General features: G+C 71.8%; 26 protein-coding genes and 4 pseudogenes. 9 read left to right on the top strand and 21 right to left on the bottom strand.

Annotated features, from left to right (window positions below; genetic code table 11):
- Positions 1–167 precede the first annotated feature (167 nt).
- The 5 genes from ACF1DX_RS09570 to ACF1DX_RS09550 form a co-directional block, all read right to left on the bottom strand.
- The gene (locus tag ACF1DX_RS09570; protein WP_391790621.1) at positions 168–299 is read right to left on the bottom strand and encodes a hypothetical protein; all 132 of its coding nucleotides are present in this window, start codon (positions 297–299) and stop codon (positions 168–170) included.
- Positions 300–317: 18 nt separating this feature from the next.
- Entirely contained in the window at positions 318–740 is a 423-nt protein-coding gene (locus ACF1DX_RS09565) for an acyl-CoA thioesterase (protein WP_391790620.1), read from the bottom strand.
- A gap of 62 nt (positions 741–802) precedes the next feature.
- Positions 803–1,435 carry a hypothetical protein gene (locus tag ACF1DX_RS09560; RefSeq protein ID WP_391790619.1) on the bottom strand — a complete coding sequence of 211 codons (633 nt, stop codon included), beginning with the start codon at positions 1,433–1,435 and terminating at the stop codon, positions 803–805.
- A complete protein-coding gene (locus ACF1DX_RS09555) occupies positions 1,432–1,641 on the bottom strand; it encodes a DUF397 domain-containing protein (RefSeq protein ID WP_391790618.1) in 210 nt (69 codons plus the stop codon). The genes ACF1DX_RS09560 and ACF1DX_RS09555 overlap by 4 nt, the downstream gene beginning before the upstream one ends.
- On the bottom strand, positions 1,638–2,468 hold the full coding sequence (locus ACF1DX_RS09550) for a Scr1 family TA system antitoxin-like transcriptional regulator (protein ID WP_391790617.1): 831 nt from the start codon (positions 2,466–2,468) through the stop codon (positions 1,638–1,640). Before ACF1DX_RS09550 ends, ACF1DX_RS09555 begins: the two co-directional genes overlap by 4 nt.
- A 148-nt stretch (positions 2,469–2,616) precedes the next feature.
- On the opposite strand from ACF1DX_RS09550, the gene ACF1DX_RS09545 reads away from it, so the two are divergent.
- Both ACF1DX_RS09545 and ACF1DX_RS09540 read left to right on the top strand, forming a co-directional pair.
- Positions 2,617–3,072, top strand: a complete 456-nt coding sequence (locus ACF1DX_RS09545; RefSeq protein ID WP_391790616.1) for an ATP-binding protein — start codon at positions 2,617–2,619, stop codon at positions 3,070–3,072.
- A 36-nt stretch (positions 3,073–3,108) separates the two neighbouring features.
- Positions 3,109–3,678 carry an SMI1/KNR4 family protein gene (locus ACF1DX_RS09540; RefSeq protein ID WP_391790615.1) on the top strand — a complete coding sequence of 190 codons (570 nt, stop codon included), beginning with the start codon at positions 3,109–3,111 and terminating at the stop codon, positions 3,676–3,678.
- A gap of 50 nt (positions 3,679–3,728) precedes the next feature.
- Here the strand turns inward: ACF1DX_RS09540 and ACF1DX_RS09535 are convergent, their stop codons facing one another.
- From ACF1DX_RS09535 to ACF1DX_RS09525, 3 genes are all read right to left on the bottom strand, one after another.
- Positions 3,729–4,799 carry a hypothetical protein gene (locus ACF1DX_RS09535; RefSeq protein WP_391790614.1) on the bottom strand — a complete coding sequence of 357 codons (1,071 nt, stop codon included), beginning with the start codon at positions 4,797–4,799 and terminating at the stop codon, positions 3,729–3,731.
- Between the two features lie 297 nt (positions 4,800–5,096).
- The gene (locus ACF1DX_RS09530; protein ID WP_391791175.1) at positions 5,097–5,990 is read right to left on the bottom strand and encodes an MBL fold metallo-hydrolase; all 894 of its coding nucleotides are present in this window, start codon (positions 5,988–5,990) and stop codon (positions 5,097–5,099) included.
- A gap of 111 nt (positions 5,991–6,101) precedes the next feature.
- Positions 6,102–7,085: a hypothetical protein gene (locus ACF1DX_RS09525; RefSeq protein ID WP_391790613.1), complete on the bottom strand. Its 984-nt coding sequence runs from the start codon at positions 7,083–7,085 to the stop codon at positions 6,102–6,104.
- Between the two features lie 162 nt (positions 7,086–7,247).
- On the opposite strand from ACF1DX_RS09525, the gene ACF1DX_RS09520 reads away from it, so the two are divergent.
- Positions 7,248–8,117: a helix-turn-helix domain-containing protein gene (locus ACF1DX_RS09520; RefSeq protein WP_391790612.1), complete on the top strand. Its 870-nt coding sequence runs from the start codon at positions 7,248–7,250 to the stop codon at positions 8,115–8,117.
- Between the two features lie 114 nt (positions 8,118–8,231).
- Here ACF1DX_RS09520 and ACF1DX_RS09515 read toward each other — a convergent pair whose 3' ends face one another.
- Entirely contained in the window at positions 8,232–8,558 is a 327-nt protein-coding gene (locus ACF1DX_RS09515) for a hypothetical protein (RefSeq protein ID WP_391790611.1), read from the bottom strand.
- A gap of 290 nt (positions 8,559–8,848) precedes the next feature.
- Positions 8,849–8,983, bottom strand: a pseudogene (locus tag ACF1DX_RS09510) (IS5/IS1182 family transposase); the annotation flags it as partial.
- A gap of 386 nt (positions 8,984–9,369) precedes the next feature.
- On the opposite strand from ACF1DX_RS09510, the gene ACF1DX_RS09505 reads away from it, so the two are divergent.
- Positions 9,370–10,173: a class I SAM-dependent methyltransferase gene (locus tag ACF1DX_RS09505; RefSeq protein ID WP_391790610.1), complete on the top strand. Its 804-nt coding sequence runs from the start codon at positions 9,370–9,372 to the stop codon at positions 10,171–10,173.
- Between the two features lie 102 nt (positions 10,174–10,275).
- Positions 10,276–10,527, top strand: a pseudogene (locus ACF1DX_RS09500) (transposase family protein); the annotation flags it as partial.
- Here the strand turns inward: ACF1DX_RS09500 and ACF1DX_RS09495 are convergent.
- Positions 10,528–10,722, bottom strand: a pseudogene (locus tag ACF1DX_RS09495) (hypothetical protein); the annotation flags it as partial.
- Between the two features lie 106 nt (positions 10,723–10,828).
- Between ACF1DX_RS09495 and ACF1DX_RS09490 the strand changes: the two are divergent.
- A pseudogene (locus ACF1DX_RS09490) lies at positions 10,829–10,951 on the top strand (IS5/IS1182 family transposase); the annotation flags it as partial.
- Positions 10,952–10,958: 7 nt separating this feature from the next.
- Here the strand turns inward: ACF1DX_RS09490 and ACF1DX_RS09485 are convergent.
- Positions 10,959–12,167, bottom strand: coding sequence for a pyridoxal phosphate-dependent aminotransferase (locus ACF1DX_RS09485; RefSeq protein WP_391790609.1), 1,209 nt, complete (start codon positions 12,165–12,167; stop codon positions 10,959–10,961).
- Between the two features lie 83 nt (positions 12,168–12,250).
- Here ACF1DX_RS09485 and ACF1DX_RS09480 point away from each other — a divergent pair, with 83 nt between their 5' ends.
- Entirely contained in the window at positions 12,251–12,877 is a 627-nt protein-coding gene (locus tag ACF1DX_RS09480) for a winged helix-turn-helix transcriptional regulator (RefSeq protein ID WP_391790608.1), read from the top strand.
- A gap of 46 nt (positions 12,878–12,923) precedes the next feature.
- Here the strand turns inward: ACF1DX_RS09480 and ACF1DX_RS09475 are convergent, their stop codons facing one another.
- The 3 genes from ACF1DX_RS09475 to ACF1DX_RS09465 are packed head-to-tail and all read right to left on the bottom strand — an operon-like array spanning position 12,924 to position 16,591.
- A complete protein-coding gene (locus tag ACF1DX_RS09475; protein WP_391790607.1) occupies positions 12,924–13,733 on the bottom strand; it encodes a hypothetical protein in 810 nt (269 codons plus the stop codon).
- Entirely contained in the window at positions 13,733–15,007 is a 1,275-nt protein-coding gene (locus ACF1DX_RS09470; RefSeq protein ID WP_391790606.1) for a VWA domain-containing protein, read from the bottom strand. The genes ACF1DX_RS09475 and ACF1DX_RS09470 overlap by 1 nt, the downstream gene beginning before the upstream one ends.
- A gap of 45 nt (positions 15,008–15,052) precedes the next feature.
- Positions 15,053–16,591: an IucA/IucC family protein gene (locus ACF1DX_RS09465; protein ID WP_391790605.1), complete on the bottom strand. Its 1,539-nt coding sequence runs from the start codon at positions 16,589–16,591 to the stop codon at positions 15,053–15,055.
- A 113-nt stretch (positions 16,592–16,704) separates the two neighbouring features.
- Here ACF1DX_RS09465 and ACF1DX_RS09460 point away from each other — a divergent pair, with 113 nt between their 5' ends.
- The gene (locus ACF1DX_RS09460) at positions 16,705–18,174 is read left to right on the top strand and encodes an IucA/IucC family protein (RefSeq protein WP_391790604.1); all 1,470 of its coding nucleotides are present in this window, start codon (positions 16,705–16,707) and stop codon (positions 18,172–18,174) included.
- 62 nt (positions 18,175–18,236) lie between these two features.
- On the opposite strand, the gene ACF1DX_RS09455 is transcribed toward ACF1DX_RS09460, so the two are convergent.
- The 4 genes from ACF1DX_RS09455 to ACF1DX_RS09440 all read right to left on the bottom strand — a co-directional run bounded on the left by ACF1DX_RS09455 (position 18,237) and on the right by ACF1DX_RS09440 (position 22,414).
- Positions 18,237–19,142 (bottom strand): hypothetical protein, encoded by a 906-nt coding sequence (locus ACF1DX_RS09455; protein WP_391790603.1) that lies wholly within the window; start codon positions 19,140–19,142, stop codon positions 18,237–18,239.
- 97 nt (positions 19,143–19,239) lie between these two features.
- A complete protein-coding gene (locus tag ACF1DX_RS09450) occupies positions 19,240–19,677 on the bottom strand; it encodes a hypothetical protein (protein WP_391790602.1) in 438 nt (145 codons plus the stop codon).
- Between the two features lie 143 nt (positions 19,678–19,820).
- Positions 19,821–20,465, bottom strand: a complete 645-nt coding sequence (locus ACF1DX_RS09445; RefSeq protein WP_391790601.1) for a LuxR C-terminal-related transcriptional regulator — start codon at positions 20,463–20,465, stop codon at positions 19,821–19,823.
- A complete protein-coding gene (locus tag ACF1DX_RS09440) occupies positions 20,456–22,414 on the bottom strand; it encodes an ATP-binding protein (RefSeq protein WP_391790600.1) in 1,959 nt (652 codons plus the stop codon). Before ACF1DX_RS09440 ends, ACF1DX_RS09445 begins: the two co-directional genes overlap by 10 nt.
- Before the next feature lie 137 nt (positions 22,415–22,551).
- Here ACF1DX_RS09440 and ACF1DX_RS09435 point away from each other — a divergent pair, with 137 nt between their 5' ends.
- Entirely contained in the window at positions 22,552–23,478 is a 927-nt protein-coding gene (locus tag ACF1DX_RS09435) for a HipA family kinase (protein WP_391790599.1), read from the top strand.
- Between the two features lie 81 nt (positions 23,479–23,559).
- On the opposite strand, the gene aceB is transcribed toward ACF1DX_RS09435, so the two are convergent.
- Both aceB and ACF1DX_RS09425 read right to left on the bottom strand, forming a co-directional pair.
- A complete protein-coding gene (gene aceB / locus ACF1DX_RS09430; protein WP_391790598.1) occupies positions 23,560–25,185 on the bottom strand; it encodes a malate synthase A in 1,626 nt (541 codons plus the stop codon).
- Between the two features lie 212 nt (positions 25,186–25,397).
- On the bottom strand, positions 25,398–26,015 hold the full coding sequence (locus ACF1DX_RS09425) for an NTP transferase domain-containing protein (RefSeq protein ID WP_391790597.1): 618 nt from the start codon (positions 26,013–26,015) through the stop codon (positions 25,398–25,400).
- Between the last annotated feature and the right edge of the window lie 137 nt (positions 26,016–26,152).

The following is a 26,152-nucleotide window of genomic DNA, read 5'->3' as shown; positions in this document are numbered from 1 at the left end:
ACCTGGGCAGATCCGTACCTATTGACGTGCGCGCGTCATTAGTTACGCACGTAGACTCCGCGGGTGTAAAGGGCCTCCGGTTTCCTCTGGTGGTCTGGTCCACTGTAGGAGCGGATGGCCTGGAAACTCGGGAACCGGGCGGCGGAAACTTTCAGGGCGTGAAAGCCTCAGCCGGCCTCCGGCCGTGCGCGCACCGGCCGGCGCGCCCTGAGAACCGCCGCCGCCAGTACGAACGCCGCCACCGCGATCGCCGTCGCCACGCGGAAGGCCAGCTGATACCCCTCGGCGATCGCCGGCACCGGCTCACCGCGTAGGTACTACAGCCCGAGCAGGCCCGGGTCCTTCGCCAGGTCCCGGAAGGCGTCCCTCGGATCCGGCACGAGCTTGCGCCGCTTGAGGTCCAGCAGGCCGCCGACGGCTGTGATCTCGGCGGCCACGGTGCCGTCCGCCTTGGTGATCGTCTGCTCGATGGTGAAGACCTTGCCGCCGCTCCAGGCGAAGGCGCAGCTCACGTCGGCCTCGTCACCGGCGAGCAGCTCCCGCTTGTAGCGGATGGTGGTCTCCAGGGCGACCGGTCCCACGCCCTGGGAGATGAGCCCGGACTGGCTGATCCCGGCCTCCTGGAGCAGCGACCAGCGCGCGTGCTCCGCGTAGTTGAGGTACACGGCCTGGTTGAGGTGCCCCTGCACGTCGGTCTCGTATCCGCGCACGGTCACCCGGACGGAAAACGGCTCACTCATCGTGTCTGTCCCCTTCACGCCTGCTCGGTCCGGTGCATCACCCACCGATCCTGGCACGCCCCTCACACCCGGCGCGGGGAGGCCAGCAGATAGCGCGCCCGGGTCCTCGGCTCCGTGTACTCCCCGACCTGCCAGCCGGCCCCCTCCAGCGTGGCCGCGCAGGCCCGCAGCGCGGTGCCGTCCGGCTCGTACACGGCGACCGCCTCCGGCTGCGGGGTCTCGCGGACGCGGTAACCGCCCTCGCCCTCGGTGGCCGGGCGGTGTCCTGCGGCCTCCAGGGCGAGCGCGGCGGCCTGCACCAGATGCGTACGCTCCCAGCCGCACGGCCGGTCCGTGGCGCCGTCGGTGTTGGTCATCCGGCGCAGCTCCAGCATGCCCTGCCAGGCGCCGCGCACTTCCCGGAGCCGGGCGGGGCCCGACGCGGGCGCGGCGGGTTCGCCGCCGACCCGCGCGGCGAACACCCCGTTCGTGTCCGGTTCCTTGACCGGCTCGGGCGCCGCCTCCGCCACCTCCGCCTCACGTGCTCGATGTCCCGCCGGGGTCAGGAAGTGGTCGTGCGGCGGCCTCGGGTGCCGGAAGGCGAGCCCGCGCTTCACCAGCGCGGCGAGCTGTGCCGGCGTGCCCCGCAGCCGCCCGGTGCCGGGGTCGGCGGCGTCGACGATGCGGCGCTGCGCGGCGGTGAGCGGTCGGGTCATCGTCGTCCGGAGGCGTAGGGGAGGAAGGCGGCCCACTGGTGGGGGGCGAAGGTGAGGCGGGGGCCTTGTATGTGCTTCGAGTCGCGGACGTGGATGGTTCCGGGGGCGAAGGCGACCTCGACGCAGGCGGGTCCGTCGTCGGTGCTGTAGCTGCTCTTGAACCACGCCAGCTCGGTGTCGTCACTGGTCGGGGGCTTCACACTCATGTCTCTCCAAGGACTTTCTCGACGAAGGCCAGCGACTCACGTGGCGGGAGGGCCTGGGCCCGGATGACTCCGTACCGCAGCTCCAAGATCTGGATCTCCTTCCTCTCCGAGATCAGTCGGCTGGTCCGCTGAACCTCGTTGTGTGCCACCGTGGCGCCCTCCTTGAGTCGCAGCAGGTGGAAGGGGCCGCCGAGACCGGCGTTGTCCTCGCGATCCAGAGGAAGGACCTGGACCTCCACGTTCCGCTTCTGTCCGATCTCCAACAGTCGTTCGAGCTGTCGGCGCAGCACCATTCTGCCCCCGACCCGCCTCCGTAGTGCAGCCTCATCATGCACGAAGCTGAAGGACAGGTTCGTCTGCTTACTCTCGATGACCTCCTGGCGTGCCAGTCGCGCAGTGACAAGCCGGTCCACCTCCTCCTCGGAGAACGCCGGACGTCGCGACCCGAACACTGCCCGCAGGTACTCCTCGGTCTGCAGGAGCCCGTTGATGACGGAGTTGTCATAGGCGCAGATCTCCACGGCCTCCGCCTCCAGCTTGGCCAAGTCCCGTACCTTCTTCGGGAACCGGGCCCTCTCCACCTCCTTCTTCAGCCCCGCGATCAAGCCGCCCGCTTCGAGCACCCGGTCCGCCGCCTCCAGGAACTCCTCCGCCGGAGCCCTGCGCCCGCGCTCGACGGACGACACCTGCTCCTCGCTGTACCTGATGGCCGTGGCGAGACCGGCCTGGGTCATGCCCTCCCGCTCCCGGCACATCTTGATGACCTTGCCGACGGTCCGCAGCACGGCCGCCGACTCCTCGTCCGCGCCGTAAGGTTCCACACTCATGTCCCCACACCTCCGTGGGTTCAACACACGGCAGGTGCGGGACGTCACGCGTCACGACCCGGACAAGCCCGGACAGCTCCCGTACGACGCTCCCGGGTCCGGCCGCCGGGACTGTTCACGACGAAGCCAAGTGACCACGCTGAGTGACATGAACGTCGAGATCGCCCCCGTGGACGAACACACCGGACCCGTCCGCCACTTCCGCATCCGCCTCTCGGCCACCACCCGGGGCGCCCGGCTCGCCCGTCACCTGACGGCCGAACAACTGGCATCGTGGGGCTGGCCGTACGACTCCGAGGGCAACCGCACGGCGTCCCTGCTCGTGGCCGAGCTCGCCACGAACGCCGTACGGCACGGGCGGGTACGGGGCCGCGACTTCGCCCTGTGCCTGACCCTGCACCCGGAGGACGCCACGCTCCGTATCGAAGTCACGGACGCCCGCCCGGACCATCGCCCCCCGACCCCCGGCGCGCTCGCCCCCGCCGAACCCGATGCGGAGTCCGGCCGCGGCCTCCTTCTGGTCGAGGCCCTGTCGTCCCATTGGGGCACGACCGCCGGAGACCCGTACACCAAGACGGTGTGGTGCGAAGTGCCGCTAGGGTGACGGGCGTCGACGAGCCGGCCGAAGGGACAGTGGGGGATGAGTGCCGTGGAGAGCTGGTCCCGTGTGATGCGTCTTCTCCGGCAGCACGCTCCGGCCGATCACGCGGATCTGCCCGGGCCCGCGACGGAAGAGATGCTCGCGTCCGCCGAGGAACGGATGGGTCTTTCGTTTCCTCAGGATCTTCGCGGGTGGCTGCTGCGGAACAATCTGGATCTCCCCGAGGCGGACGTGGACGACGACGTGGCATGTCGCGGCTTCGCGGGCTTCCCGGACGAGGGGAGCTTCTTCCTGGGCGTCCGAACGATGGAGAAGCTGTACGCGAACCGCGCCACGCCTGAGGGATGTGATCCTCCGGACCAGCCGGAGAACCCGTTCTGGCGCAACGAGTGGATCCCGTTCCTGTCGGACCAGGACGGCTGGACGGGGAAGTTCGTCGACGCGCGGGACGGACGCATCGGCAGGTGGACCGTGGGTGAGATCACGGTCGTGGGGGAGTACGACACCCTGGCTGACTATCTCGACTCCGTGGCGGAAACGCTGACAAGGATCGCCGAGGGGAACCACCCGGTCTGCGAGGCAGCCGGAGGCCGGCTCGTCTGGTCGTAGCCCCCGGCCCGATGCACCGTCGGCGCGGACGGTGCATCGCGTTCCACGGTCTACTCGCTCTCGGCGCGTGCCTTGTTGAGGGCGGCCTGAAGTCGGAGCCAGGTCGGATCCGTTGTGTCGGCCGCGGTCACTGTGGCCAGATCGTCCGCTTCCCATGTGCGGGTTCCGTCGGTCACGATGAGGTGCGTCTCCAACTCGGCGTCGTCGTCCGGGATCTCGGTGGTGGATTCCGAGAACTCCACGGCCGCGGCCCTCGCGACGTCCCCGCTTGTGGTGCCGGCCGGCGCGGAACCGGTCGGCACGGACAAGAGCACCAGTTCTCCCTCACCGCCGGCGACGAGTAGCTCGCCGGCCGCGGTGGCGGCCAGCGCGGACAAGCGGGACCCGGCCAGTACATCGTGTTCGACCGGTTGCCGGGTCTCGAGGTCCATCTCGACCAGCGTCCCCGACGGCGTGCCGATCCACAGCACGCCCGGTCGGGTTCCGAAGGCGATGTTGTGACGCGACCAGGCTTTCATCTGGTCGAGCCAGTCCTGCGGGTACGGGTAAGGAGGGCAGGGGTCGCCGAGGGTGGTGGCCAGCATCCGGCGCAGTGAGGGGAACTCGAAGACCTCCACCGAGTGGTCGTAGGCGTTGCCGCGGATCGCCATGTGGCGTCCGTCCGCGCTGAAGAGCGGAGCCTGGTAGCCGTCGCAGTCCAGGATCAACGCCCGGCGGAGCGGCCGCATCACGGCAGGCGCGGTCCCCTGGTCGACGCGCGCGAAAAGGCAGTGCGTGGCCCCCTGGTCGCTGGTGAGCGTGGCGACGAGTCCGCCGCCGGGATGCTCGACGACCCCCGTGTCCCACGGGCGTCCGGCACCGACCTTTCCGGAGGTGAGGTCAAGGGCGTCCGAGCTCTCCCAGTCGTCACCGTCGCCGCGAAACGACGGTGAACCCCACAGGGTCTGCCCGTCCGGGCTGAAGGCCAGACCGCGGTAGGCGGCCGTGGCAGGAGCGCCGTCCGGTGCGGAGACTCCGGTAGGAGTCCACAGCCGCAGTCCGTCCTCTCCTGCCACGGCGAGCAGTGGCCGGTCCGGATGCCACGCCACGGCGGGCGTCCGCTTCTCCCTGTCCCACCCCAAGGCGTCTCCATAGGGGTCCGGCGAGAGGCTCACGGAGCCGAGCTCGCGGAGCCGCCCCCCACCGCAGTCCCAGATGTGAACGGCCGGACGCTCGGAGTCCGAGCAGGCCACCAGCGGAAGCCGGGGGTGGCATCTCACTTGTTCAAAAGTACGTGCACCGCTGACCGACGCACGTGCCACTACTTCGAGATCAGTCACCCCGGCACCGTAGTGCCCTCCACTGACAGCGGCGGTTGCGCCGACCGCCCGGGGCGCTGCCGGCCAGAAGGCCTACGGACCGCTGATGCCGGTGATGCGCTAGGTACGGGAGAAGGGCGCCCAGCGGGAGAGGCCGAACCCGGTGCCCTCGCGCCGGATCTCGAAGGCGCCGTGGCCGGGCAGATGGGCGGGCAGCACGAGGGCGTTGTGGTCGGCGGCGTAGGCGAACATCCGCACCCGGCTGGCGCGGGCGGCGTCCTCGTCCTCCTCGAAGCAGCTGTTGAGGTGGGGCTCGTGGATCTGGATCGCGCCGTGCATCAGGTCACCGGCGAAGACCGCGCGGTCGCCTCCGGACTCGAGGTGGATGACCGAGGAACCCGGAGTGTGCCCGGGGGCCGGTTCGAGCCGGAGGTTGGCGTCGATGACGTACGAGTCGTCCCAGGTTTTGACGAGCCCGGCCTCGATCACGGGGTCGATGCTGTCCTCGTAGACGTTCTGGTTCCCCCGGCCGAACACGGTGTTGTGCAGGTTCTCCGGGTGCCAGTACTCGACGTCGGGCCGCGGCATGAGGTAAGTCGCGTTGGGGAAGGTGGGGATCCAGTCGCGTCCGTCGAGCCGGGTGTTCCAGCCGACGTGGTCGTCGTGCAGATGGGTGTTGACGACGAGGTCGACGTCCTCCGGCTGGACGCCGGCCGCAGCGAGGTTCTCCAGGTAGTCCGTGTTCAGGTAGGACCAGATCGGCTGCAGCGGACGGTACTTGCCGTTGCCCGCACCGGTGTCGATCAGGATGACCCTGCCCTCGCTGCGCAGCACCCAGGACTGGGTGGCGACGCGCGTCAGGTCGGTGCGGGCGTCCCAGTGGTCCGGGTCCAGCAGTGCGGCGTGGCGCTGCCATTCCTCCGGCGTGCTGCCGGGGAAGAACACGTCGGTCGTCATCGGTGAGATGTCCGAGAACTCGATGACGCGGGTGATCTCGACGTCGCCCAGCATCATCGTGGTGACCTGGGGTGCCGTGACGGTGGCCGCTCGGGCCGGCGAAGGTGGGGTGGTGGACATGTGTGTGCCTCGGGTGGGTGTGAGGGGCATGGTCGGGCCGTGACGCGTTCAGTGGTGCCGGTGCAGGCGGGTGATCAGCAGGTTCGGGTCGTCCTGGGTGGTGTAGGCGGCGCTCGGCACGTAGGCCGTGGTGCCGCGGACCGCGACGGAGGTGGGGTTGGACAGGCCGTCCCGCTCGGTGAGCACGGTCTTCCGCTCCCCCTCGCCGTCGGCCAGGACGACCTCGTTCTCCGTCACGAGCGCCGCCAGGAACTGGTCGCCCCGGCCGGTGAACGCGAAGTCGTCGATGCCCCGCAGGCCGGTGGCGAAGGTGTCGAACTCGCCGGCCCCACGGCCGGTGAGCGGGGTACGCAGCACGGTGCCCTTGTCGAGGTTCGACACGTACAGGTACCGGCCGCGGATCTTGGCGCCGTTGACGCCGAGGAAGTCGGCCGGGGCCAGGACCTCGCTGTCGCTGAACACGGACACCGTGCCCTTGGCCCGGCCCTTGGTGGCCACGGTGTGGACGGTGCCCTTGGCGGAGTCGGTGATGTACAGGGCGCCGGTCCTGTCGTCCCTCGCCATGCCGTTGGGCAGGCCGTCCGGGGGAAGGTCCGCGAGCTTGCGGGGGGCCTCGCCCTCGACGAAGGACCAGACGCCGGTCTCCTCGGCGCCGGTGGCGTAGAGCACGTAGAACGTGTCACCGTCGCGGACCAGACCGGTCGTCAGAGGGAAGCCGAGCAGTGGTGTGACGGCCGCGGGGTCTTGCGGAGCCGGCAGGGTGGCCAGTACCCGGGACGTTCCGTCGGCGTCGACGCGGGCGACCTGACGGGCGGCGGCGAACGTGACGTCGGCGCTGCCGTCACGGTTGAGCACGATGTTCTCCGGCGTCTGTCCCGCGGCCAGGTCGAGGTGCACCAGGACCGGGGTCCTGGACACCGGCCGGGAAGCGGCCTCCGCGGAGGGGAACGTCCCAGGCAGGAACGCCCCGGAGGCGAGGACGGCCGCGGCGAGCGAGGTGCCGAGGAGCGTGCGGACGGTCTTCCGGGACATGGTCGTCCCTCGTGCCCTGAGGACCGGGCGACGGCGTGAAGCGGCTTTGCTGTGAGTCATGCGGTCGACCTTGGAGGTCCCGGGCCGGGGTGACCAGACCCGCTTCTGCCTACCCCTGACAGGTACAGGCGACGGCCACGACCGCCGGGCATACTTGCCGCCATGGACCGCGGATCACCGCTCGGTGAGTTTCTGAGGGCCCGGCGGGCACAGCTCAGCCCGGACGACATCGGCCTGCCCCGGTACGGAGAGCGGCGCCGGGTGCCCGGGCTGCGCCGGGAGGAACTCGCGATGCTGGCCGGGGTCAGCGCCGGCTATTACACCCGGCTCGAACAGGGCCAGTCGCTCAATGCCTCCTCCGAGGTCCTCGACGCGATCGCGACCGCCCTGCGGCTGACCGCGGCCGAGCGAGAACATCTGCACGTCCTGTCGGCCACGGCGAGTCACCGGAACAGACCGGCGCCGCCTCCCGTGGAACACGCCTCCGCCGATCTGCGTACGCTGCTGGCCACCATGAGCGACGTGCCCGCACTCGTCATGGGCCGCCGCAACGACGTGCTCGCCTGGAACGGAGCCGGGCACGCCCTGCTCGCCGGCCACCTGGACATCGCCTCGCCCGACGACACCGACACCCGGCCCAACATGTCCCGGATGGTCTTCCTGGACGCGCACACCCGCGCCCTCTACCGCGACTGGCCCGCCAAGGCCCGCGCCGTGGTCGGCAATCTGCGCATCCTGACGGCCCGCAACCCCGACGACTCCCACCTCGCCGCACTGGTCGGCGAACTGACGATCCACAGCCCCGAGTTCGCCTCACTGTGGGCCGAACACGCCGTCGAGCCCTGCGGTCGTGACGTCTACGACCTGGCCCATCCGGTCGTCGGGGACCTGACCGTCACGCAACAGACGTTCCACGTCCCGCAGGAACCGCACCAGTCCCTCGTCACCTTCACCGCGGAGCCCGCATCCGCCTCCTCCGCGGCGCTGACGATGCTGCGACAGGCACGCGGCCTCGGCAAGGTGCGCGGATGAGGTGCGTCCTGCGGGATCCGAAGGACCCTGGACGCACCCGTACTCCGCCAGGCTGACACGACGTCCGCGCCGCCGTCGAACCCTTGCCTTCCCGGTGACTTCGGCAGGGGGCGCCTACCCCGTGAACTCGGGCCGTTCGTAGGGCGTCCACCAACTGAGCAGGCCCCAGATCCCAAGCCCGAGCGCACCCGCCGCGATCACGGCCGCGAGCCACGGGCGGCGCAGCGTGCGCAGGCCGAGCAGCCAGGCGGCGAGCGGGACGAGCGCGCCGCCGGCGGCGATGAGCGGGAGGTCGACGTAGAGGACGCTCAGGTCCCGATGCATACCCTCGAAGCCCCCGTGGACGCTGACCCGAGCCCTCGGCGCCCAGACGAGCACCGCCACGACGGCCCCCACGGCCGCCAGGAGGAGGCCCGCACAGCCCTGTCTCTCTTCTCGCATGCCTTGATCCGACGCGATCGTCCCGTCGGCGGTTCCTGGCCCCCCGGACCCCGGCTTCTTGGGCTCGCCCTGCTCGACGGCACGACGCGGGTACCACATCACGACCCGCCTGCTCTGCGGGGTGGCTTCCGCGCGGGCTGCAACGCCCTGTTCAGGAACGGTGTTCATCACAGTAGGTAGTTGATCTTGCTTCGTGCAACCGTCGGTAAACGTCGTGATCATCGCAGGTCGTTCCGGGGCTTGGCGTGGTGATGTCCGTTTCCTGGCCATTAATCTGGCGCTCTGTCATGGCGTTGGTTGCTGACGGAATCCGTGCGATCGTTGTGGATGGGCGATGTGGTCAGTAGCTTGCCGAAGCAGCGCGGGCTCAGCCCCGCGAACGGGGTTGTCCAAAACGGCTCCGATGCTGTGGTCACACTCGCCACACCATGATCATCACTCAGGCCGGCCCAATGTCGGGACAATTCCACAGCCACGCTGATCGGGGCAGTCCACAGTAGTAGTAGAGGCGGTCGCTGGCGGTCCTTCATCCTGACGCGGCGTTTCGGCAATCGGTTTGGATGGCTGTGCCTAAAAGCGCTCCGCAGTGAACGCGCGCTTGCCGGCCGCGGTCCTCGTCGTGGCCGATGGGGCGCCGGTGGAGTGGGGACCTGCGTCGGTGCGGCGTGTCGCGGTTTCCCACGAAATCCGGTGGAGCCTCAGCGGCCGGAAGTGGTTGGGTCCTGCTCAATGCTTCGCTGACACGGCCCGGCACAGCGCGAGGCGCAAGGTCCGAATCGCAGGCGCGGTCCAGCCCGCGTGTCGTCGAGTGATGGAGGTGGTCGCGGTGGCTGGTTATGGGGCGCTTTCCGATGTGTACGAGTGGCTGATCGGGGACGACAGGTTGACCCCCGCCAAGGCAGCCGCGGTGTACTGCACCGATGTCGTGGGCTCTCTGCCGCCCAACGCGCGCGTCCTCGACTGCGCGTGTGGAACCGGCCAGCTCGCCGTCGGTCTCGCGAGTCTTGGCCTTGACGTGGTCGCCGCAGACGCCAGTGAGGGGATGGTTCGCCGGACCGAGAGGGCCGCCGGCGAGCAGGGTGTCTCGCTTCGAGCCCTCCGCGCGAGCTGGGACGAGCTGCCCGACCACCTGGAGGACTCCACGTTCGATCTGGTGTTCTGCGTCGGCAACTCGCTCGGGCACGCCGAGGGCGCAGCCGGGCGCCTGACCGCACTGGAAGCCATGTCGCGGCTGCTGAATCCGGGCGGACGCCTCGTGCTCACGTCACGCAACTGGGAGCTCGTGCGTTCCGCCGGCTCACGGGTGGACGTCCGCGATCGACTCATCCGCCGCAACGACCGCGATGCGGTCGTCAGCTACTACTGGCAGATCGAGCAGCGCTGGGAGCAGGAACACTTCCTCGAGATCGTGGTCGCCCGGATCGAGCCGGATGGGGCGGTGCGAGCCTGCTCGGAGCGGTTGTCCATCTGGCCCTACCGGTACGAGGACCTCGTGGCGCAGTTGCGGAGCGTCGGGCTCACGGTGCAGTGCACCACCTTCGACCCCGAGAGCGATGGATACCTGGTGGTCGCCGGCCGCGACCAGGCGCGAGGCGCGTCTGAGTCGGCGCGCTGATCCGCTTTGCGTCGTTGTCGTTGCCGACCTGGCCGGCTCGCGATCGCCCGCAGCGGGTTCTCCGCGAAGTGTTCAGCGCTTGAAGCGGTTGCCGCGGGTGCGGTCCTCGCCACGATGGCTCCCGACCTGCGGACCGCGGCCTGCACCGCCTCCACCAAGGCATTCGTGATCCTGGACGGCACGCTGCTGCCGATCGACCGAATCGCGGCCGACCGGCCCTTCTCCTCCGGGAAACATGGGAAGCACGGCATGAACGTGCAGATCATCACCGATCCCGCCGGGCGACTGGTGTGTACATCGCCTGCACTGCCTGGCGCGGTCCACGACATCAAGGCCGCGCGAACCCACGGCATCAACGACCTCGTAGCCGCCTTCGTCGAGCACGGCCACTGACACGGACCAGACGGGATCGTCCTCGTCGGGCTGGACGACCACGAAGGTGTTGTCGGAGTCGTTGAGGTCGCTGATCATCATGAACAAGGCGTCCTCGGACGGGTCGTCGACGCGGTCGCCGTTCTCGCTGTCCGCCCCGCAGAACCGAGCCACCATCTGCGCTCTCCCCTCTCTGCTGCGCCTGGTGGCGGCCGGCATGGCATGGGCAAGTGACAGGGTGGGGTCACAGCCGTGCGGTGATCAGGAGGGTGGCCTCGAAGACGAACGTGCCTTCGCCCGGTTGAAGTCCTGGCGAGCACTGAGTAGAGCCCAGTGCTCAACCTGGCGCGTCAGCCGTACCGTTCAAGCCGTCTACACCCTATTGACCTGCGACCGCACAGGATGAAAGAGATTTACTGCCGGTATCCGCTCAGGAACCGTCCGATGCGGCCGATCGCCGTCTCCAGGACGTCCGTGTGGGGGAGGGTGAGGATGCGGAAGTGGTCGGGGGAGGGCCAGTTGAAGCCGGTGCCCTGGACGACCTGGATCTTCTCCCTCAGGAGCAGGTCGAGGACGAACCTCTCGTCGTCGTGGAGTTTGTGCACGGACGGGTCGATGCGCGGGAACGCGTACAGCGCGCCCTTCGGCTTCACGCAGCTCACGCCGGGGATCTCGTTCAGCTTCTCCCAGGCCACGTCCCGCTGTTCGCGCAGCCGGCCGCCGGGTGCGGTCAGTTCGAGGATGGACTGCCGGCCACCGAGGGCGGCCTGGATGGCGTACTGGGCGGGCGCGTTGGCGCACAGCCGCATGGAGGCCAGCATGGTCAGGCCCTCCAGGTAGTCCTTCGCGTGCTGCTTGGGTCCGGTGACCACCATCCAGCCGGAGCGGAAGCCCGCCACGCGGTAGGTCTTGGACAGTCCGCAGAAGGTGAGGACGACCAGGTCGGGGGCGAGCGCGGCGGCCGAGTGGTGCACGGCGTCGTCGTAGAGGATCTGGTCGTAGATCTCGTCGGCGAGGACCATCAGGCCGTGGCGGCGGGCCAGGTCGAGGATGCCCTCGACGATCTCCTTCGGGTAGACCGCGCCGGTCGGGTTGTTGGGGTTGATGATGACCACGGCCTTGGTGCGGTCCGTGATCTTCGCGGCCATGTCGTCCAGGTCCGGGTACCAGTCGGCCTGTTCGTCGCACAGGTAGTGGACCGCCTTGCCGCCCGCGAGGTTCGTCACCGCGGTCCACAGGGGGAAGTCCGGCGCCGGGATGAGGACTTCGTCGCCGTCCTCCAGCAGGGCCTGTACGGCCATCGAGATCAGCTCGGAGACGCCGTTGCCGAGGAAGACGTCGTCGACGTCGACCTCCAGGCCCAGGGTCTGGTAGCGCTGGGCGACCGCGCGGCGGGCGGACAGTATGCCCCGCGAGTCGGTGTAGCCGTGTGCCCGGGGAAGCATCCGGATCATGTCCTGGACGATCTCCTCCGGCGCCTCGAAACCGAACAGGGCCGGATTGCCGGTGTTCAGGCGCAGCACGCTGTGCCCCGCCTCCTCCAGCGCGTTGGCGTGCTCGATCACCGGACCGCGGATCTCGTAACAGACCTCGCTGAGCTTGCTCGACTGCCGGAACTCCATGCGCCGCTTCCCCTCACGTGGTGTTGCTTGGTTTTACCAAGTAGGAGCTTGGAAAGTCCAACAACATGTCTAGACTGCGTCGCATGTCACCACGCCGAAGCTACGACCAGTACTGTTCCGCAGCCCGCGCGCTCGACGTCGTCGGCGACCGCTGGACCCTGCTGATCGTCCGGGAACTCCTCGCGGGGCCGCGCCGCTACACCGACCTGCACGCGGACCTGCCCGGCGTCAGCACGGACGTACTGGCCTCCCGGCTCAAGGACATGGAGCGCGACGGCCTCGCCACCCGCCGCCGGCTGCCCCCGCCCGGCGCGGCGTACGTGTACGAACTCACCGCGCGGGGGAGCGCGTTGCTGCCCGTGCTCCAGGCCCTCGGTGCCTGGGGCGAGGGCGAACTGGGCGAGCGGCGGCCCACGGACGCGGTGCGCGCCCACTGGTTCGCGCTGCCCCTGCTGCGCGCCCTGGAGGGTGAGGGCCTCGTCGAAGTCCGCCTGGAGGAAGGCCGGTTCCATCTGCGGGTCGGCGCCGAGGACGGTCCCGTGTACGGCGACGGCCCCGCCCCCGGGGAGCCCGACGCCCTGCTCTCCCTGGACACCGCCACCTGTACGGCGATCGGCCGCGGCGAACTGACCCTGGCCGACGCGGTCCGCGCGGGACGGGTCGGGGTGACGGGCGAGGGCACGCTCGCCAAGGCGCTGCGGGAGACGTGAGAGGAAAAGGCGGAAGGCCCGCACGGGGCGGGCCTTCCACGACGCGTCACGCGGTCGGCGGCACCCCGGGCGGACGCCCGGACCCCCGCGTCAGCCGGTAGCCGGCGACGCCCGCCAGGGCGGCCAGCACACCGCCCGCCGCCGTCCATATCCAGCGGTCGGACCACCACCCGGAGGTCCAGCCGTCCTCCGGCTCCAGATCGGCCAGCACGGCGCTGGGCGAGGTGTCGTCGTCCTCCAGGTCCGACTCGGCACGTACCGCGATGCCCGGCACCAGCGGCTCGGACAGCGTGCCGTCGACCGCCGCCGCGCCGCCCATGTCCTTGGACTCGACCCGCAGTTCGGCGTTCACGGCCTGGCCCAGGTCGGACGTGGACAGCCGCAGCGCCGTGAGGCGGACGTAGTACGTTCCCGGCAGCGGGTCGTTGGCCCACGGCTCCGACCAGGCGCGGACCGTGCGCAGCACGCACTCCAGCTCCACGGAGGGCGTGTCCGTCCCGGCGGTGCGGGTCTGCGCGCCGTACTGGCAGGCCTGGCGGCGGCGCAGACCGTCGTACACGTCGATCTGCCAGGTCTCGGCCGCGTGGCTCTCCGGCAGCTTCACCGTCGCGTGGACGGTGGGGCGCTGCCCGGCGTCCGCCGGGAACGACCAGTACAGGTAGTCGCCCGTAGAGGCGCGTGCGGTGGCGGTCTGCCCCTGCTCGACCTCCGTCGCCGTGCGGAACGAGGTGCCCGCGCGGGTGGGTGCCCCGTCGTCGCCGGACGCGCTCGGGGAGGGGGAGGAGTCGGCCGCGGCGGGGGCGGCGGCCAGCCCGAGGGTCAGGAGAGCGGCACTCAGTACCCGTATGGTGCGCATCAGTTGGTCCTCCAGACGGCGACCCGCCAGCGTGACAGCCAGCCCCAGACGAGACCGGCGAGGAAGCCGGTGAGGATCAGTGCGCCGAGCAGCCACCAGCCCCGGCCGAGACCGAAGGAGGCCACGTCGTCCGCGTCGTCCGGGCCGTCCACGACGTCGACCGTCAGTTCCAGCGGGAGACCGGGCGTGGTCTTCACCCCGGAGTCCGCCGAGAAGGAGTTGGTCACCGCCAGGCACACGGTCTCGGCGGCGGGCTTGTCGCTGTCGTCGTCGTCCCGTTCGGGCTTCGGGTGGCGCAGCCCGGTGGACAGCACGTCCGTACGGCCGTTGCCGGTCGCCTCGCCGCGTACGAGCTCCCGGCCGTGCACCGTGACGGCCCGCAGCAGCACGCCGTAGTCCGGGCGCACGGCGCGGTCCGCCGCCACGCTCACCGAGGCGCGCAGCTCCTGGCCGGCGAGCAGCTCCACGCGGTACCAGCGCTGCTGCCCGAACTCCTCACGGTCGGTGTAGAGGCCGGACTTGAGCACCGGCGCCTTGGCGCACGAGCCGGCGCCCTCGGTGGCCACCGGTGTCACCACGGGCTCGGCCGCGCGGTCCACCAGCTCGTTCACCCGGTCGGTGAGCTCGTCCTGGTGCTCGACCGAGGTGTACGTCCCGCCGGTCGCCTCGGCGATGCAGCTGAGCTGCTGGCTCAGCTTGGCGTTCGGGACCAGGCCCAGGGTGTCGATGGTCAGGCCGATGCCCCTGGCCGCGATCTCCCGGGCCACCTCGCACGGGTCGAGCGGGGCGCAGGTGTCCTCGCCGTCGCTGATCAGCACGATCCGCTTGGAGCCGGCGCCGCCGTCGAGGTCGTCGGCCGCCTTCAGCAGGGCGGGGCCGATCGGGGTCCAGCCCGTCGGGACGAGGGTGGCCACCGCCGTCTTCGCCTCGGTGCGGTCCAGCGGGCCGACCGGGTAGAGCTGCGCGGTGTCCTTGCAGCCCTCCTTGCGGTCGTCGCCGGGGTAGTTCGCGCCGAGCGTGCGGATGCCCAGCTCGACCTCCTCCGGCGTCGCGTCCAGCACCTCGTTGAACGCCTGCTTCGCCGCCGCCATCCGGGACTGGCCGTCGATGTCCTTGGCCCGCATCGAGCCGCTCACATCGAGGACCAGGTTCACCTTGGGGGCGTCCTGACCCGTGGGTTCACCGGCGGCCGCCCCGGCCGGGAAGGCGAGCCCGGCCGTCAGTGCGGCGAGCAGGGCACAGGCGCCTGCCACCGGCCGTTTTCTTCTGATCATCGGCGGATCCTATTGATCAGAGGTGTCGCGCTCCAAAACGGGGTGTCACGGGGAGCCGTACCGGAGCGGATTGGGCAGCTCCGCCCATTGGTCCCCCGACGCCCGCGGTGACAGCCGCATCAGTGTCAGCGCCTTCGCCGGCAGCGGCTCGTCGAGCAGGGCGGTCAGGTCCGGGGTGCGCGGCAGATCCCGTACGGCACCCTCCAGGGCCGCCCGCAGCGCCGGCCCCGACCCCGCCGTCCCCGCCAGCGCGCCCGCCACCAGCGAACCGAACAGCTTGCGCCGCAGGGTGCGTTCGTCGTCCGTGACCATGCGCGCGGGCAGCCCCTCGGGGAGCGGGACACCGTGCCGGGCGAGGCGGGCGGGAGAGATCCGCAGATCGGCCAGATCGCGGTAGACCAGCCGTACCGGATCCCCGTCCGGCGCCAGCACCACGAGCAGGTTCTGGCCGTGCGCCTCAAGCGCCACCCCCAGTTCCAGCAGCCGCAGCCCGACCGTGAGCGCGAGCCGCGCGAACCGGCTCGACCAGGCGGGGGAGTCCGGCAGTTGGGTGGTCGCCAGCGCCGCCACCGGGACGACCCGCTCCCCGGGCGCCGCGTACACCTCCGGCGACTCCCGCAGCACCGCCGCCAGATCGGGCGACCCGGCCGCCACCGCGCCCAGCGTGCGGGTGACGTGCAGCAGCCCGTCGGTGCGCGCCGCCACCGCCTCCCCGAAGTCCGACAGCGCCGCCGACGCGGCCACCGAGCCGAGCGAGATGTCCCGCACCGAGGACGTCAGCCGGGCGCTCAGCGCCGTCTTGACGTGCGGCCCGTCCGGCAGCGCGAGGGTGCGCAGCGCCATCAGTGGATGCGCCGTCAGCGGATGCGCCGTCAGCGGATGCGCCGCCGGCCGCCGCCCGCCCGTCCGCTTCAGCACGTGTGCCGCCTGCCAGGGATGCACCGGGACCACCACCCGCCCCGCCTCCCGCAGCCACCTCGGCCACACCCCCGACACCAGGCACCCGTCCTCCGGCACGGGCAGCAGCCCCAGCTCCACCACCGGCCCGTGCTCGGGCCCGTAGGCGAGCTGCTCGGCCACCGAGAAACCGGGCCGGGAGCGGCAGTTGGGGTGGAACGGATGCCCGTCGACCACCCGCCGTTCCCACTCCCAGTCCCGCGCGGGCCAGTCCCTCGGGTGATCCCGCTGCCCCGCCCGTGACAACGCCAACGACGCGACACTGTGCCCGAGTTCGGCGGCGAACACCTCCGCGTGCGGTACGGCCAGCTCCGTCATCAGCCGCGCCGGATCGTCGTGCACCGCCTCGTCCAGCCGTACGGCCGTGACGTACGCGGTGGTCGCGTACGGATCCGCCCGCGGGCCGCGCAGCCACCGCCCGTCCGCGAGCCGCAGGCCGAGCCCGTCGCGCCGCGTCTCCCGCCGGACGACCCACGGCAGCGGGTCGTGCGCGAGGCCACGCCACAGCCGGGTCAGCACGGCCGCGCGGGCGCCGGGCAGCACGTCGGTGTACCGGGGCACGAGAGAGGGCCGTACGACGGCCAACTCGTCGGCGGTCTCGGCCTCGGCGGTGGGGGGACGGTGCACGGTCGGGCTCCTCGGGGACACGCGGGGCGGGGCGTATGGGTGGACGATGGCAGACATACTGATCGTCCCCGCCCGGACAGACCGTAAAGGAACCAGAGGAACGCGTGGATCCCATGCCCCCGCCCGCGGACGACGACGCCGACGCGTACGCGGCGGTGCCGCTGCTGAACTGCCTGCTGCGCGAAGTGGCCCGGCCCGTGCCGGGAACGGGGGCGTACTCGACGTACCGCCTGCCCGGTACGGACCGCCTGCTGCGGGTGCGCGGCACCCGGCGCCCCGCCGGACCCGAGGTCCGCGCGGCGGGCGCCTGGCACCGCCTCGGCCACACGGAGCTGGTGAAACTCGTCGCCGAGGAGCTGCGCCGGCACACCGGCCTGCCCAACCACGAACTGCCCGCCGAGATGCTCGACAGCCGGGAGGCGGTGGCCGCGCTGCTCACCGCCCGCGCCCGGGCCACCCCGCCGGACGACCCGTATCTGCGCTCCGAGCAGGCCCTCGTCACCGGCCACACCCACCACCCCGCACCCAAGGCACGCGGCGGCGGCCCCGCGGCGGCCTGGCTGCCGTACGCGCCCGAGGCGCACGCCCGCTTCCCGCTGACGCTGCTGGGGCTGCGCGAGGACACGGTCGTGGACGAGGGGGACACCGCGGCCTTCGACCGCCTGGGCACCGCACCGCCCGGCTACCGCCTGCTGCCCGCCCACCCCTGGCAGCTCGACCTCGCGGCCCGTGACCTCGCCCCCGCCTTCGCCGACGGCCGCCTGATCCGGCTGGGCACGACCCCGTTCCCGGTGTGGCCCACGGCGGCGATCCGCACCGTGTACGCGCCCGGGCGCGACCTGTTCCTGAAGTTCAGCCTGGACGTGCGCATCACCAACGACATCCGCCGGCTGTGGCGCCACGACCTGCTGAGGCTCCGTACGACCGACACGGCCGTACGCGACGCCTTCGCCGGGTCCGACGCGGCCTGGCAGAGCGACCGGGGCCACCGCACCGCGGACTTCGCCCACGAACAACTGGCCGTGGTCGTACGCGACGGCCTGCGCGACCACCTCCCGCCCGGCGCGACCCCCTACCTGGCCGCCGCCCTGGTGGAGGGCTTCGACGGCAACCCCCTGGCCGCCACCCCCGATCCGGCGGCCTGGTGGGAGGCCTACCTGTCACGGGTGGTCCCCCCGGCCCTGACGGCCTTCGGCGGACACGGCGTCGTCCTGGAGGCCCACCTGCAGAACACGCTCGTCGCCATGGACCCCGACGGCATGCCGGTACGGGCCCTCTACCGGGACGCGGAGGGCGTGAAACTGCTGTCCGCGGTCTCCAGGGAGGCGGGCTGGGAACGCCTGGTCTACTGCCTGGTCGTCAACCACCTCATGGAGGTCGCCGCCGCCCTCGCCGACCACCACCCCGGCCTCGACCCCTGGCCCGCTCTCCGCCGCGAACTGGCCCGCCACGACCTCCCCGAGATCCCCGCCCTGCTCACCGCCCCGACCCTCCCGGCCAAGACCAACCTCCTGCTCCGCTGGACCGGCGCGGACGGCGCCGACGCCCGCTACCGGCCGCTGCCCAATCCGCTGGCCGGATGACGGCACGCCGGTGCCGCGGGTCCGGCCCGCCCCCGTCCGCGGGCCGGACCCGCCGCGCGGGCTCACCGGCCGCCGGTGTCCAGCACCTGCCCGGCCGCCCTGGTCTCGCGCAGCCGCAAGGCCTTCCACTCGGCGACCGGCTTCCGGTTCTCCTCCACCCAGCGCTCCTGCACGGCGGCGAGCCGGGTGTAGGCGCGCTCCAGATAACCCGTGCGTTCCTTGCACTCCACGTCGGCGCGGACCGAGGGGTGAGTGGCGGGGTCCGTGCCGAGGGGGAGGCCGGCGGCCAGCTCCCGGGGGTTCCCGGCGGTGACTCCGGCGCGTTCCGCGCAGGCCCGCCAGCGTGCCTCGGCGGCACGGAAGGCCGGGTCCTTCTCCAGGTCCCGCAAGGTGTCCCGCTCCCCCTGGTCCAGCCTCATCCGCAGCGTGAGGTCCCGGATCCGACCGCCCTCGCCCAGCAGCCGGGTCTGCGCCTCGGCGAGGCAGCCCGTCGCGGGCCGGGTCACCTCGAGGACCTTGTTGCGGGCGGATATCCGCTGGTCAGGGTCGCCGTACAGCGCCTGGTCGAATTCCTCGTCCCGGGGCCGTTCCGAGGGCAGCGGCTCGGGTGCGCCGGTCCCGTCCGGCCCGTCGAGGGTCTCGACGCCGAACAGGGAAGGACTCGTGCCGAAGCCTTCGGGGGCCATGGGGGCGGGGTCGTAGCGGAAGCCGTGGGCGGCCATGCAGGCTGTCGTCAGCCGTCCTTCCGCCTCGTGGACGCGGCGGGAGGCGTCGGTCGTGGCGTGGAGCAGGCCGTGGAGCGGGAGCCGTGCGCGCAGTGCGGCGAGATCCGGCTCCGGCCGGGTGGACGGCTTCGGCGGGGCCGGGTCGTGGTCGCTCAGTACCCAGGCGGTCGTGGTGGCGAGTGAGAGCGGTATGAGCACCAGGAGAGCGATGCCCGCTTTCCGGCTCGATCCGATCGGTGACATGGCGGCCCTTCCTTCCGTGGCCCATGACCGGGACGGGGCGGGCCGGGGCCGGGAGCGGCGCGGTGGCGTCGCTCCCGGCGCCCGGTCCGTACACCGCTCAGAAGCAGTTGATGTCGGTGGTGCCGCGCAGCCGCAGGGAGCTGGCCCGGTTCTGCAGGCTCGCCGGCAGGTAGTTGACGTAGGACCCGGGGTTCACGCAGAAGAGGAAGCCGCTCCAGTCGCTGCCGACCCCGGTGTAGTAGTGGCTCTCGTACCCGCCGGTGCTGGAGTTGCTGGCGGAGACGACGTTGTTGTGCACGGGCTGGTTGCCGCCGGAACGGCTGGTGAGCTCGTTGAAGGTGTTGTTGCGGAAGTCGGTGTCGGAGTCGTAGTAGGACTGCCGGGCCGAGTCGTTGACGCCCAGGTAGAAGACGCAGTGGTGGCCGGCCGAGCAGTTGGGGCCCGCGGACGCCGGGGTCGCCCCCAGCAGCAGTCCGGCCGACGCGGCCATGGCGGCGATGCCGCTCACGGCGGCCAGCTTCGTGCGTGTACGCATGCTTCCTCCGTTGTGGTCCGGGGGACGTGGTCACCCGTGTGTGTGGATCCGCGCGCGTGCCGGTTCCGTCCGGCGAGCGCGAATCTACGGCCGGCCGGACGGGCGCGCATCGGGGCAGACCCTGAGACGGCGGGGCGCCCGGATCAGGCGCGGAGGTAGGTGACGACGGCCTGGACCCGCCGGTGGTACCCGAGGTCGGGTTCCAGCCCGAGCTTGGTGAAGATGCTGCGGATGTGCGTCTCCAGTGTCTTGCCGCTGATGTTCAGGAACCGCGTGATGGCCTCGTTGGAGTGGCCCTCGGCCATGACGGCGAGCACCTCCCGCTCGCGGCGGGTGAGGCTGTCGAGGCGGCTGTGCGTCCGCCGCCGGCCGAGCAGCCGGGCGACCACCTGCGGGTCGATGACGGACTCGCCCGCCGCCACCCGCGCGAGCGCGTCGCGCAGTTCCGCGACATCGGCGAGGCGGTCCTTCATGAGGTAACCGAATCCGCGCGGGGAGGCCGCGAGCGCCCGTACCGCGCTGCCGGTCTCCACGTACTGCGAGAGCAGCAGCACCCCGACGTGCGGGAAGCCCTCCCGGAGCGCGGTCGCCGCCCTGATGCCCTCGTCGGTGTGGGTCGGGGGCATACGGATGTCCAGCAGGACCACGTCGGGGGCACGGTCCGCGACCAGCCGCGGCAGGCCCTCGCAGTCGCCCGCCTGGCCGACCACCTCGACACCGGCCTCGGTGAGCAGCCGCACCAGGCCCTCTCTGAGGAGCACGGAGTCCTCCGCGACGATCACGCGCACGGCAGCTCCGCCCTGACGCGGGTGCCGCCGTGCGGACCACCGGAGATCCGCAGCACACCGCCCGCCGCGGCGAGCCGGTCGGCGAGCAGGCTCAGCCCGGTGCCCCCGGCGGGGTCGGCGCCGCCGGTGCCGTCGTCGGTGACCTCGACGACCAGGAGGGCGCCCTCCCTCCGCACGGAGACCTCCACCCGCTCCGCGCGGGCGTGCTTGACCGCGTTCGACATCGCCTCACAGACCGTGAAGTAGGCGGCGGACTCGACGAACGGCGGATACCGGCCGGGTTCGGCGGTCACCTGTACCGGCAGGGCGGACCGTTCGGCGAGGGCGGTCACGGCGGGGCCGACGCCCTCGCGGGTCAGCAGGGCCGGGTGGATGCCCTGGGCCAGGTCCCGCAGGTCCTCGATGGCCTGCCGCAGGGTCTCCTCGGCGTCGGCGACCGCCCGGCGCAGCGCGGCCTCCTCCGCCGTCCTCCCGGCCTCCTGGCCCTTCCCGTCGGCTCCGGTCCGTACACCGGCCCGTCGCAGCGTCATGAGAGCCAGGACGAGACGGGTCTGCGCCCCGTCGTGCAGGTTCCGCTCCAGCCGCCGGCGCTGATCGTCCGCGGCCCGCAGCAGACGGGCGCGGACCTCGTCGGTGCCCTGCTCGCGGGCCCGGACCTCCGCCCGGAGCCGGGAAGCCCGCAGACACAGCCGTACGGCCGCCCCGGCCGCGGCCAGCAGCTCGGGTTCGTCGTCGAGGGCGGGGTCGTGGAGCAGCACCGCCGGGAAGCCGTCCGGGTCCTCGTCGCCGAGCGGGGTGACGCTCAGTCCGGCGGTCCGCGGCAGCGGACGTCCGTACGGATCCGTGTAGTCGTCCAGGAAGGTCCGGGGGGCCCGGGGCGGCGCCGGTGGGGCAGAATCCGCGGGGTCGGCGTGGCCGGCGGCGCTCCCGGTGCTCGTGCCCGCGGTCCCGGCACTGTTCCCGCCCGCGCTTCCGGCGCTCTTGTCCGCTTTGTTCGCGACTCTTACCCCCAGTCGTACGGAGGGGTCCCCGAGCGTGCGGGCCAGTGCCTCCTGCAGCCGCAGCAGACCGGGATCGGCCGCGGCCTCGGTGACGAGATCGGCGACGGCGGCGCGACGCAGCCGCACCCTCAGCAGCCCGGCCAGGAAGGCGAAGGGGACGGCGATCTGGCTCAGGTCGGAGGGCAGGGCCAGGACGGTGGCGGCGGGCCCGAGCGCGTCGGGCGCGACGAGGTAGAGCATCTCCCAGCCGATGAACGCGACCGCCACCGCGACGGCGATCCAGGCGGGCATCAGCGCCCGGCGGCGGGCGGGCCCGCCGGCGCGCCAGCGGCGGACCAGCCGGTACGCGCAGACCAGGGTGAGCGCCGCCCCCAGCCACCGGTAGCCCAGGTCGACCAGGGAGAAGAGGCGGGCGTCGGAGTGGATCAGCAGCGCGTTCGGGCCGCAGGCGCGGCAGTTGAGGTAGCTGGCGGTGCCGGACGCCGCAGGGTCGTAGACGAGGGCACGGAGGAGGCCGCCCACGCCGACGAGGAGGTAGCCGGCCAGGACGGCACGCCGGTCGGCCGCGGCCGTCGTCCGTCCTTCGGGGTAGGCCAGGAGGAGGTGGGCGAGAACGGCGAGGTTGAGGGCTTCCGTCCAGGCGCCCAGGGCGAAGAGGACGGGCACGGTGGTGCCCTGGAGATTGCCGAGGAACCAGGTGAGTCCTTCGGCGAGCATCAGCGGGCCCGTGCGGTTGGCCGGCCTGCGCCACCAGGCGAGGAGTCCGGCGCCCGCGTAGGCCCAGCCCACCGCCAGGTCCCGCAGGACGTCGCCCCAGGCGGCCCCCGTCCTGCCGTAGGCCCAGGCGCCGCAGCACCCCGCCGCCAGGGCCGCCCCCGCACCGATGGTGAGGTGTCGGCGCGTCCGCCCGGCCCGCCGCGGCGAGGTGGTCCCTGTCGTTCTCCCCACCCCGCCCCCCGGACGCGTGTGTCACCGCTGCCGCCCCCGATCGATGTCCGACGATACGAACCTGAGCGTGAACACGCCAATCTGACCGGCGGCATCCGGACAGGGCCGCGCCCTCCCCGGGTCACTATGCTCGTCGGATGCTGAGAGAGGTCACCGCCACCCGCTATGTCACACCCCTGAGGTCCGGCGGTTCCGTGCCTGGCGTCTTCGAGGCCGATGACCTGGGTACGTACGTCGTGAAGTTCACCGGGTCCGCGCAGGGGCGCAAGGCGCTGGTCGCCGAGGTGATCGTGGGGGAGCTGGCGCGGGCGCTGGGGCTGCGGTTCCCGGAGCTGGTGCTGGCGCACTTCGATCCGGCGGTGGCGGACGGCGAGCCGCACCAGGAGGTGCGGGAGCTGCACGCCGCCAGCGCCGGGGTGAACCTCGGCATGGACTACCTGTCGGGCGCGCGGGACTTCACCCCCGAGGTCGCCGAGGTCTTCCCCGTCGATCCGCTGGAGGCCGGGCGGATCGTCTGGCTCGACGCCCTCACCGTGAACGTGGACCGGACCGTCCACAGTTCCAACCTGGTGGTGTGGCCGACGCTCGGGGTCGCGCCCCCGCGGCTGTGGCTCATCGACCACGGGGCCGCGCTCGTCTTCCACCACCGCTGGGAGGGCTCCGACCCGGCCAAGGCGTACGACTTCCGTCATCACGCCCTCGGCCACTACGGCCCCGACGTACCGGCGGCGGACGCCGAACTCGCGCCGAAGGTCACCGAGGAGCTGCTGCGGTCCGTCGCCGCCGAGGTCCCCGACGACTGGCTGGCCGGTGACCCCCGCTTCGCCACGCCCGACGAGGTCCGCGAGGCGTACGTGACCTACCTCCACGCGCGCGTACGGTCCTCCCGCGCCTGGCTGCCCACCGACTTCCCCGGCCCGGACGAGCTCGCCGAGGAGAACGCCCGACGGGCGGCGAGGACCCGGCGGGGCCGGCCGGACTGGCTGAAGCGGGTCCCCGACCTGCACGGCAAACCGGCGGCGGCCCAGGACTGGTCGGTACACCTGGACCGCCCGGACACATAGGGCCCGCCCGGCGGATCCCGTCGGAGACGCGGAGGCCGGCGCGCCCTCCCTCACGGCCCGATCCGCCGGGCAGTCCGGGGCTCAGCCCTTAAGCCGCTCGTACGCCGGCAGGGTGAGGAAGTCGGCGTAGTCCTCGTCGAGGGAGACCTTCAGCAGCAGGTCGTGCGCCTGCTGCCAGTTGCCGGCCGCGAAGGCCTCCTCGCCGATCTCCGCGCGGATGCCCGCCAGTTCCTCGGCGGCGACCTTGCGGGCCAGCTCCGCGGTGACCTGCTCGCCGTTGTCGAGGACGACCTCCGCGTTGATCCACTGCCAGATCTGGGAGCGGGAGATCTCGGCGGTGGCGGCGTCCTCCATCAGGTTGAAGATGGCGACCGCGCCGACCCCGTTCAGCCACGACTCGATGTAACGGATGCCCACCTGGACGGCGTTGACCAGACCCGCGTACGTCGGCTTCGCGTCGAGCGAGTCGACGGCGATCAGGTCGGCCGCCGTGACGTGCACGTCCTCACGCAGACGGTCCTTCTGGTTCGGCCGGTCGCCGAGCACCCGGTCGAAGGACTCCATGGCGATCGGGACCAGGTCGGGGTGGGCGACCCAGGAGCCGTCGAAACCGTCGTTCGCCTCACGGTCCTTGTCGGCGCGCACCTTCTCGAACGCCACCTTGTTGACCTCCGCGTCCCGGCGGGACGGGATGAACGCCGCCATGCCGCCGATCGCGTGCGCGCCGCGCTTGTGGCAGGTGCGGACGAGGAGTTCGGTGTACGCGCGCATGAACGGGGCGGTCATCGTCACCGCGTTGCGGTCCGGGAGGACGAACCTCGCCCCGCCGTCACGGAAGTTCTTGACGATGGAGAACAGGTAGTCCCAGCGCCCGGCGTTCAGCCCGGAGGCGTGGTCGCGCAGTTCGTAGAGGATCTCCTCCATCTCGTACGCGGCCGTGATCGTCTCGATCAGGACGGTGGCACGGATCGTCCCCTGCGCCACGCCCAGGTACTCCTGCGCGAAGACGAACACCTCGTTCCATAGCCGGGCCTCCAGGTGGGACTCCGTCTTGGGGAGGTAGAAGTAGGGGCCCTTGCCGAGCTCGGTCAGCCGCTCGGCGTTGTGGAAGAAGTACAGGCCGAAGTCGACCAGCGCGCCGGGCACCGGGGTGCCGTCCGGGCCGGTGAGGTGACGCTCGTCCAGGTGCCACCCGCGCGGGCGCATGACGACCGTCGCCAGCTCCGCGTCCGGGCGCAGGGCGTACGACTTGCCGGACACCGGGTCGGTGAAGTCGATGTTCCGGGTATAGGCGTCGATCAGGCTGAGCTGGCCGAGGACCACGTTCTCCCAGGTGGGCGCGGAGGCGTCCTCGAAGTCCGCGAGCCAGACCTTCGCACCGGAGTTGAGGGCGTTGATGGTCATCTTGCGGTCGGTGGGGCCGGTGATCTCGACCCGGCGGTCGTTCAGGGACTCGGGGGCCGGGGCCACCCGCCAGGAGTCGTCCGCGCGGATCGCGGCCGTCTCCGGCAGGAAGTCGAGCATGGACGTACGGGCGATCTCGGCGCGGCGCTCCGCGCGGCGGACGAGCAGCTCGTCACGCCGGGGCGTGAACCGCCGGTGCAGCTCGGCCACGAAGGCGAGCGCCGCCTCGGTGAGGACCTCCTCCTGCCGGGGCAGGGGCTCGGCGTCGACGATGGCCAGCGGGGACGGCGCTGGTGCGGACATCAGCTGTCACTTCCTTCGGCGTGCGTGGCGTGGCACCGGGAGCCGGTCGGCCCGGGGACGGCGGGGGCGCCCGTACGGAGGCCGGGCATCTTCGGCGCAGTGGATAGTAGTTTCCTCATGGTGGAAGTTCAATGTTCTGTTGATGTCGGGATCCTCCGGGCCGGGGGAAGACGGCGCTCGCTGCCACCCTGTTCACCCACCGCCGTCCCGGCTCAATCAAGGTGCGCCAGATCCGCCTCGGTGTCGATGTCGTACGCCTCGGCCACGTCACCGCACTCGACGAGCACGAGCCGTTCCGCGTGCTGCTCCAGATAGGCGCGTGCCCCTCGGTCGCCGGTCGCGGTCGCGGCGATCCCGGCCCAGTGCGCGGCGCCGAACAGCACCGGATGGCCGCGCACGCCGTCGTAGGCGGCCGAGACGAGCGACTCGGGGGAGTGGTGGGCGGCGAGCACCCGGGCGACCGCCTCCGGGCCGATCCCGGGCTGGTCGACCAGCGAGACCAGCGCCGCCCGCGCGCCCGTCCCGGCCAGGGAGTCGAGGCCGGCCCGCAGGGAGGTGCCCATGCCCCGCTCCCACGCGGGGTTGTCCACGAGGGCGCAGTCCGGCAGACAGGCGCGGGCGCGCACCTCGTCCGCCCGCGCGCCGAGCACCACGTGCACCCGGGTGCAGCCGCCCGCGCGGAGGACCCCCACCGCGTGCTCCACCAGCGGCCGGCCCCGGTGTGTGAGCAGCGCCTTGGGCCGCCCGCCGAGCCGCCGCCCGCCGCCCGCGGCGAGCAGCAGCCCCACGACCTCCGCGGTGGTGTCCCCGCCCCTGTGATGTGTCGTCATACGTCCTGCATACCGCACCCGCCGCGCGGCGGCGGGACGGCGCGGGCGGGTGCCCGGGGCCACTTCGTCACGCTGTGGAACAACTCGATGACGCAGCGGACTGGCGCGAGGGGGCCGGGGTGGCGTTTACTGGCGCG

Origin of the sequence: Streptomyces sp. NPDC014676, assembly GCF_043084105.1 — a bacterium.
GTDB lineage: Bacteria > Actinomycetota > Actinomycetes > Streptomycetales > Streptomycetaceae > Streptomyces.
Note: the sequence above shows the minus strand (reverse complement) of the source record. Positions and strands in the feature narration are given on the sequence as shown.

Coding starts and splice junctions, on each gene's coding strand:
- ACF1DX_RS09530 (WP_391791175.1), bottom strand. CDS start 5,990: ATGATGCTGGGCGACGTCGAGATCACCCGCGTCATCGAGTTCTCGGAC.
- ACF1DX_RS09455 (WP_391790603.1), bottom strand. CDS start 19,142: ATGTCACCGATCGGATCGAGCCGGAAAGCGGGCATCGCTCTCCTGGTG.
- ACF1DX_RS09425 (WP_391790597.1), bottom strand. CDS start 26,015: ATGACGACACATCACAGGGGCGGGGACACCACCGCGGAGGTCGTGGGG.
- ACF1DX_RS09475 (WP_391790607.1), bottom strand. CDS start 13,733: ATGCGCACCATACGGGTACTGAGTGCCGCTCTCCTGACCCTCGGGCTG.
- aceB (WP_391790598.1), bottom strand. CDS start 25,185: ATGTCCGCACCAGCGCCGTCCCCGCTGGCCATCGTCGACGCCGAGCCC.
- ACF1DX_RS09565 (WP_391790620.1), bottom strand. CDS start 740: ATGAGTGAGCCGTTTTCCGTCCGGGTGACCGTGCGCGGATACGAGACC.
- ACF1DX_RS09520 (WP_391790612.1), top strand. CDS start 7,248: ATGGACCGCGGATCACCGCTCGGTGAGTTTCTGAGGGCCCGGCGGGCA.
- ACF1DX_RS09435 (WP_391790599.1), top strand. CDS start 22,552: ATGCTGAGAGAGGTCACCGCCACCCGCTATGTCACACCCCTGAGGTCC.
- ACF1DX_RS09470 (WP_391790606.1), bottom strand. CDS start 15,007: ATGATCAGAAGAAAACGGCCGGTGGCAGGCGCCTGTGCCCTGCTCGCC.
- ACF1DX_RS09540 (WP_391790615.1), top strand. CDS start 3,109: ATGAGTGCCGTGGAGAGCTGGTCCCGTGTGATGCGTCTTCTCCGGCAG.
- ACF1DX_RS09480 (WP_391790608.1), top strand. CDS start 12,251: ATGTCACCACGCCGAAGCTACGACCAGTACTGTTCCGCAGCCCGCGCG.
- ACF1DX_RS09525 (WP_391790613.1), bottom strand. CDS start 7,085: ATGTCCCGGAAGACCGTCCGCACGCTCCTCGGCACCTCGCTCGCCGCG.
- ACF1DX_RS09485 (WP_391790609.1), bottom strand. CDS start 12,167: ATGGAGTTCCGGCAGTCGAGCAAGCTCAGCGAGGTCTGTTACGAGATC.
- ACF1DX_RS09555 (WP_391790618.1), bottom strand. CDS start 1,641: ATGAGTGTGAAGCCCCCGACCAGTGACGACACCGAGCTGGCGTGGTTC.
- ACF1DX_RS09460 (WP_391790604.1), top strand. CDS start 16,705: ATGCCCCCGCCCGCGGACGACGACGCCGACGCGTACGCGGCGGTGCCG.
- ACF1DX_RS09505 (WP_391790610.1), top strand. CDS start 9,370: ATGGAGGTGGTCGCGGTGGCTGGTTATGGGGCGCTTTCCGATGTGTAC.
- ACF1DX_RS09515 (WP_391790611.1), bottom strand. CDS start 8,558: ATGCGAGAAGAGAGACAGGGCTGTGCGGGCCTCCTCCTGGCGGCCGTG.
- ACF1DX_RS09560 (WP_391790619.1), bottom strand. CDS start 1,435: ATGACCCGACCGCTCACCGCCGCGCAGCGCCGCATCGTCGACGCCGCC.
- ACF1DX_RS09450 (WP_391790602.1), bottom strand. CDS start 19,677: ATGCGTACACGCACGAAGCTGGCCGCCGTGAGCGGCATCGCCGCCATG.
- ACF1DX_RS09550 (WP_391790617.1), bottom strand. CDS start 2,468: ATGAGTGTGGAACCTTACGGCGCGGACGAGGAGTCGGCGGCCGTGCTG.
- ACF1DX_RS09545 (WP_391790616.1), top strand. CDS start 2,617: ATGAACGTCGAGATCGCCCCCGTGGACGAACACACCGGACCCGTCCGC.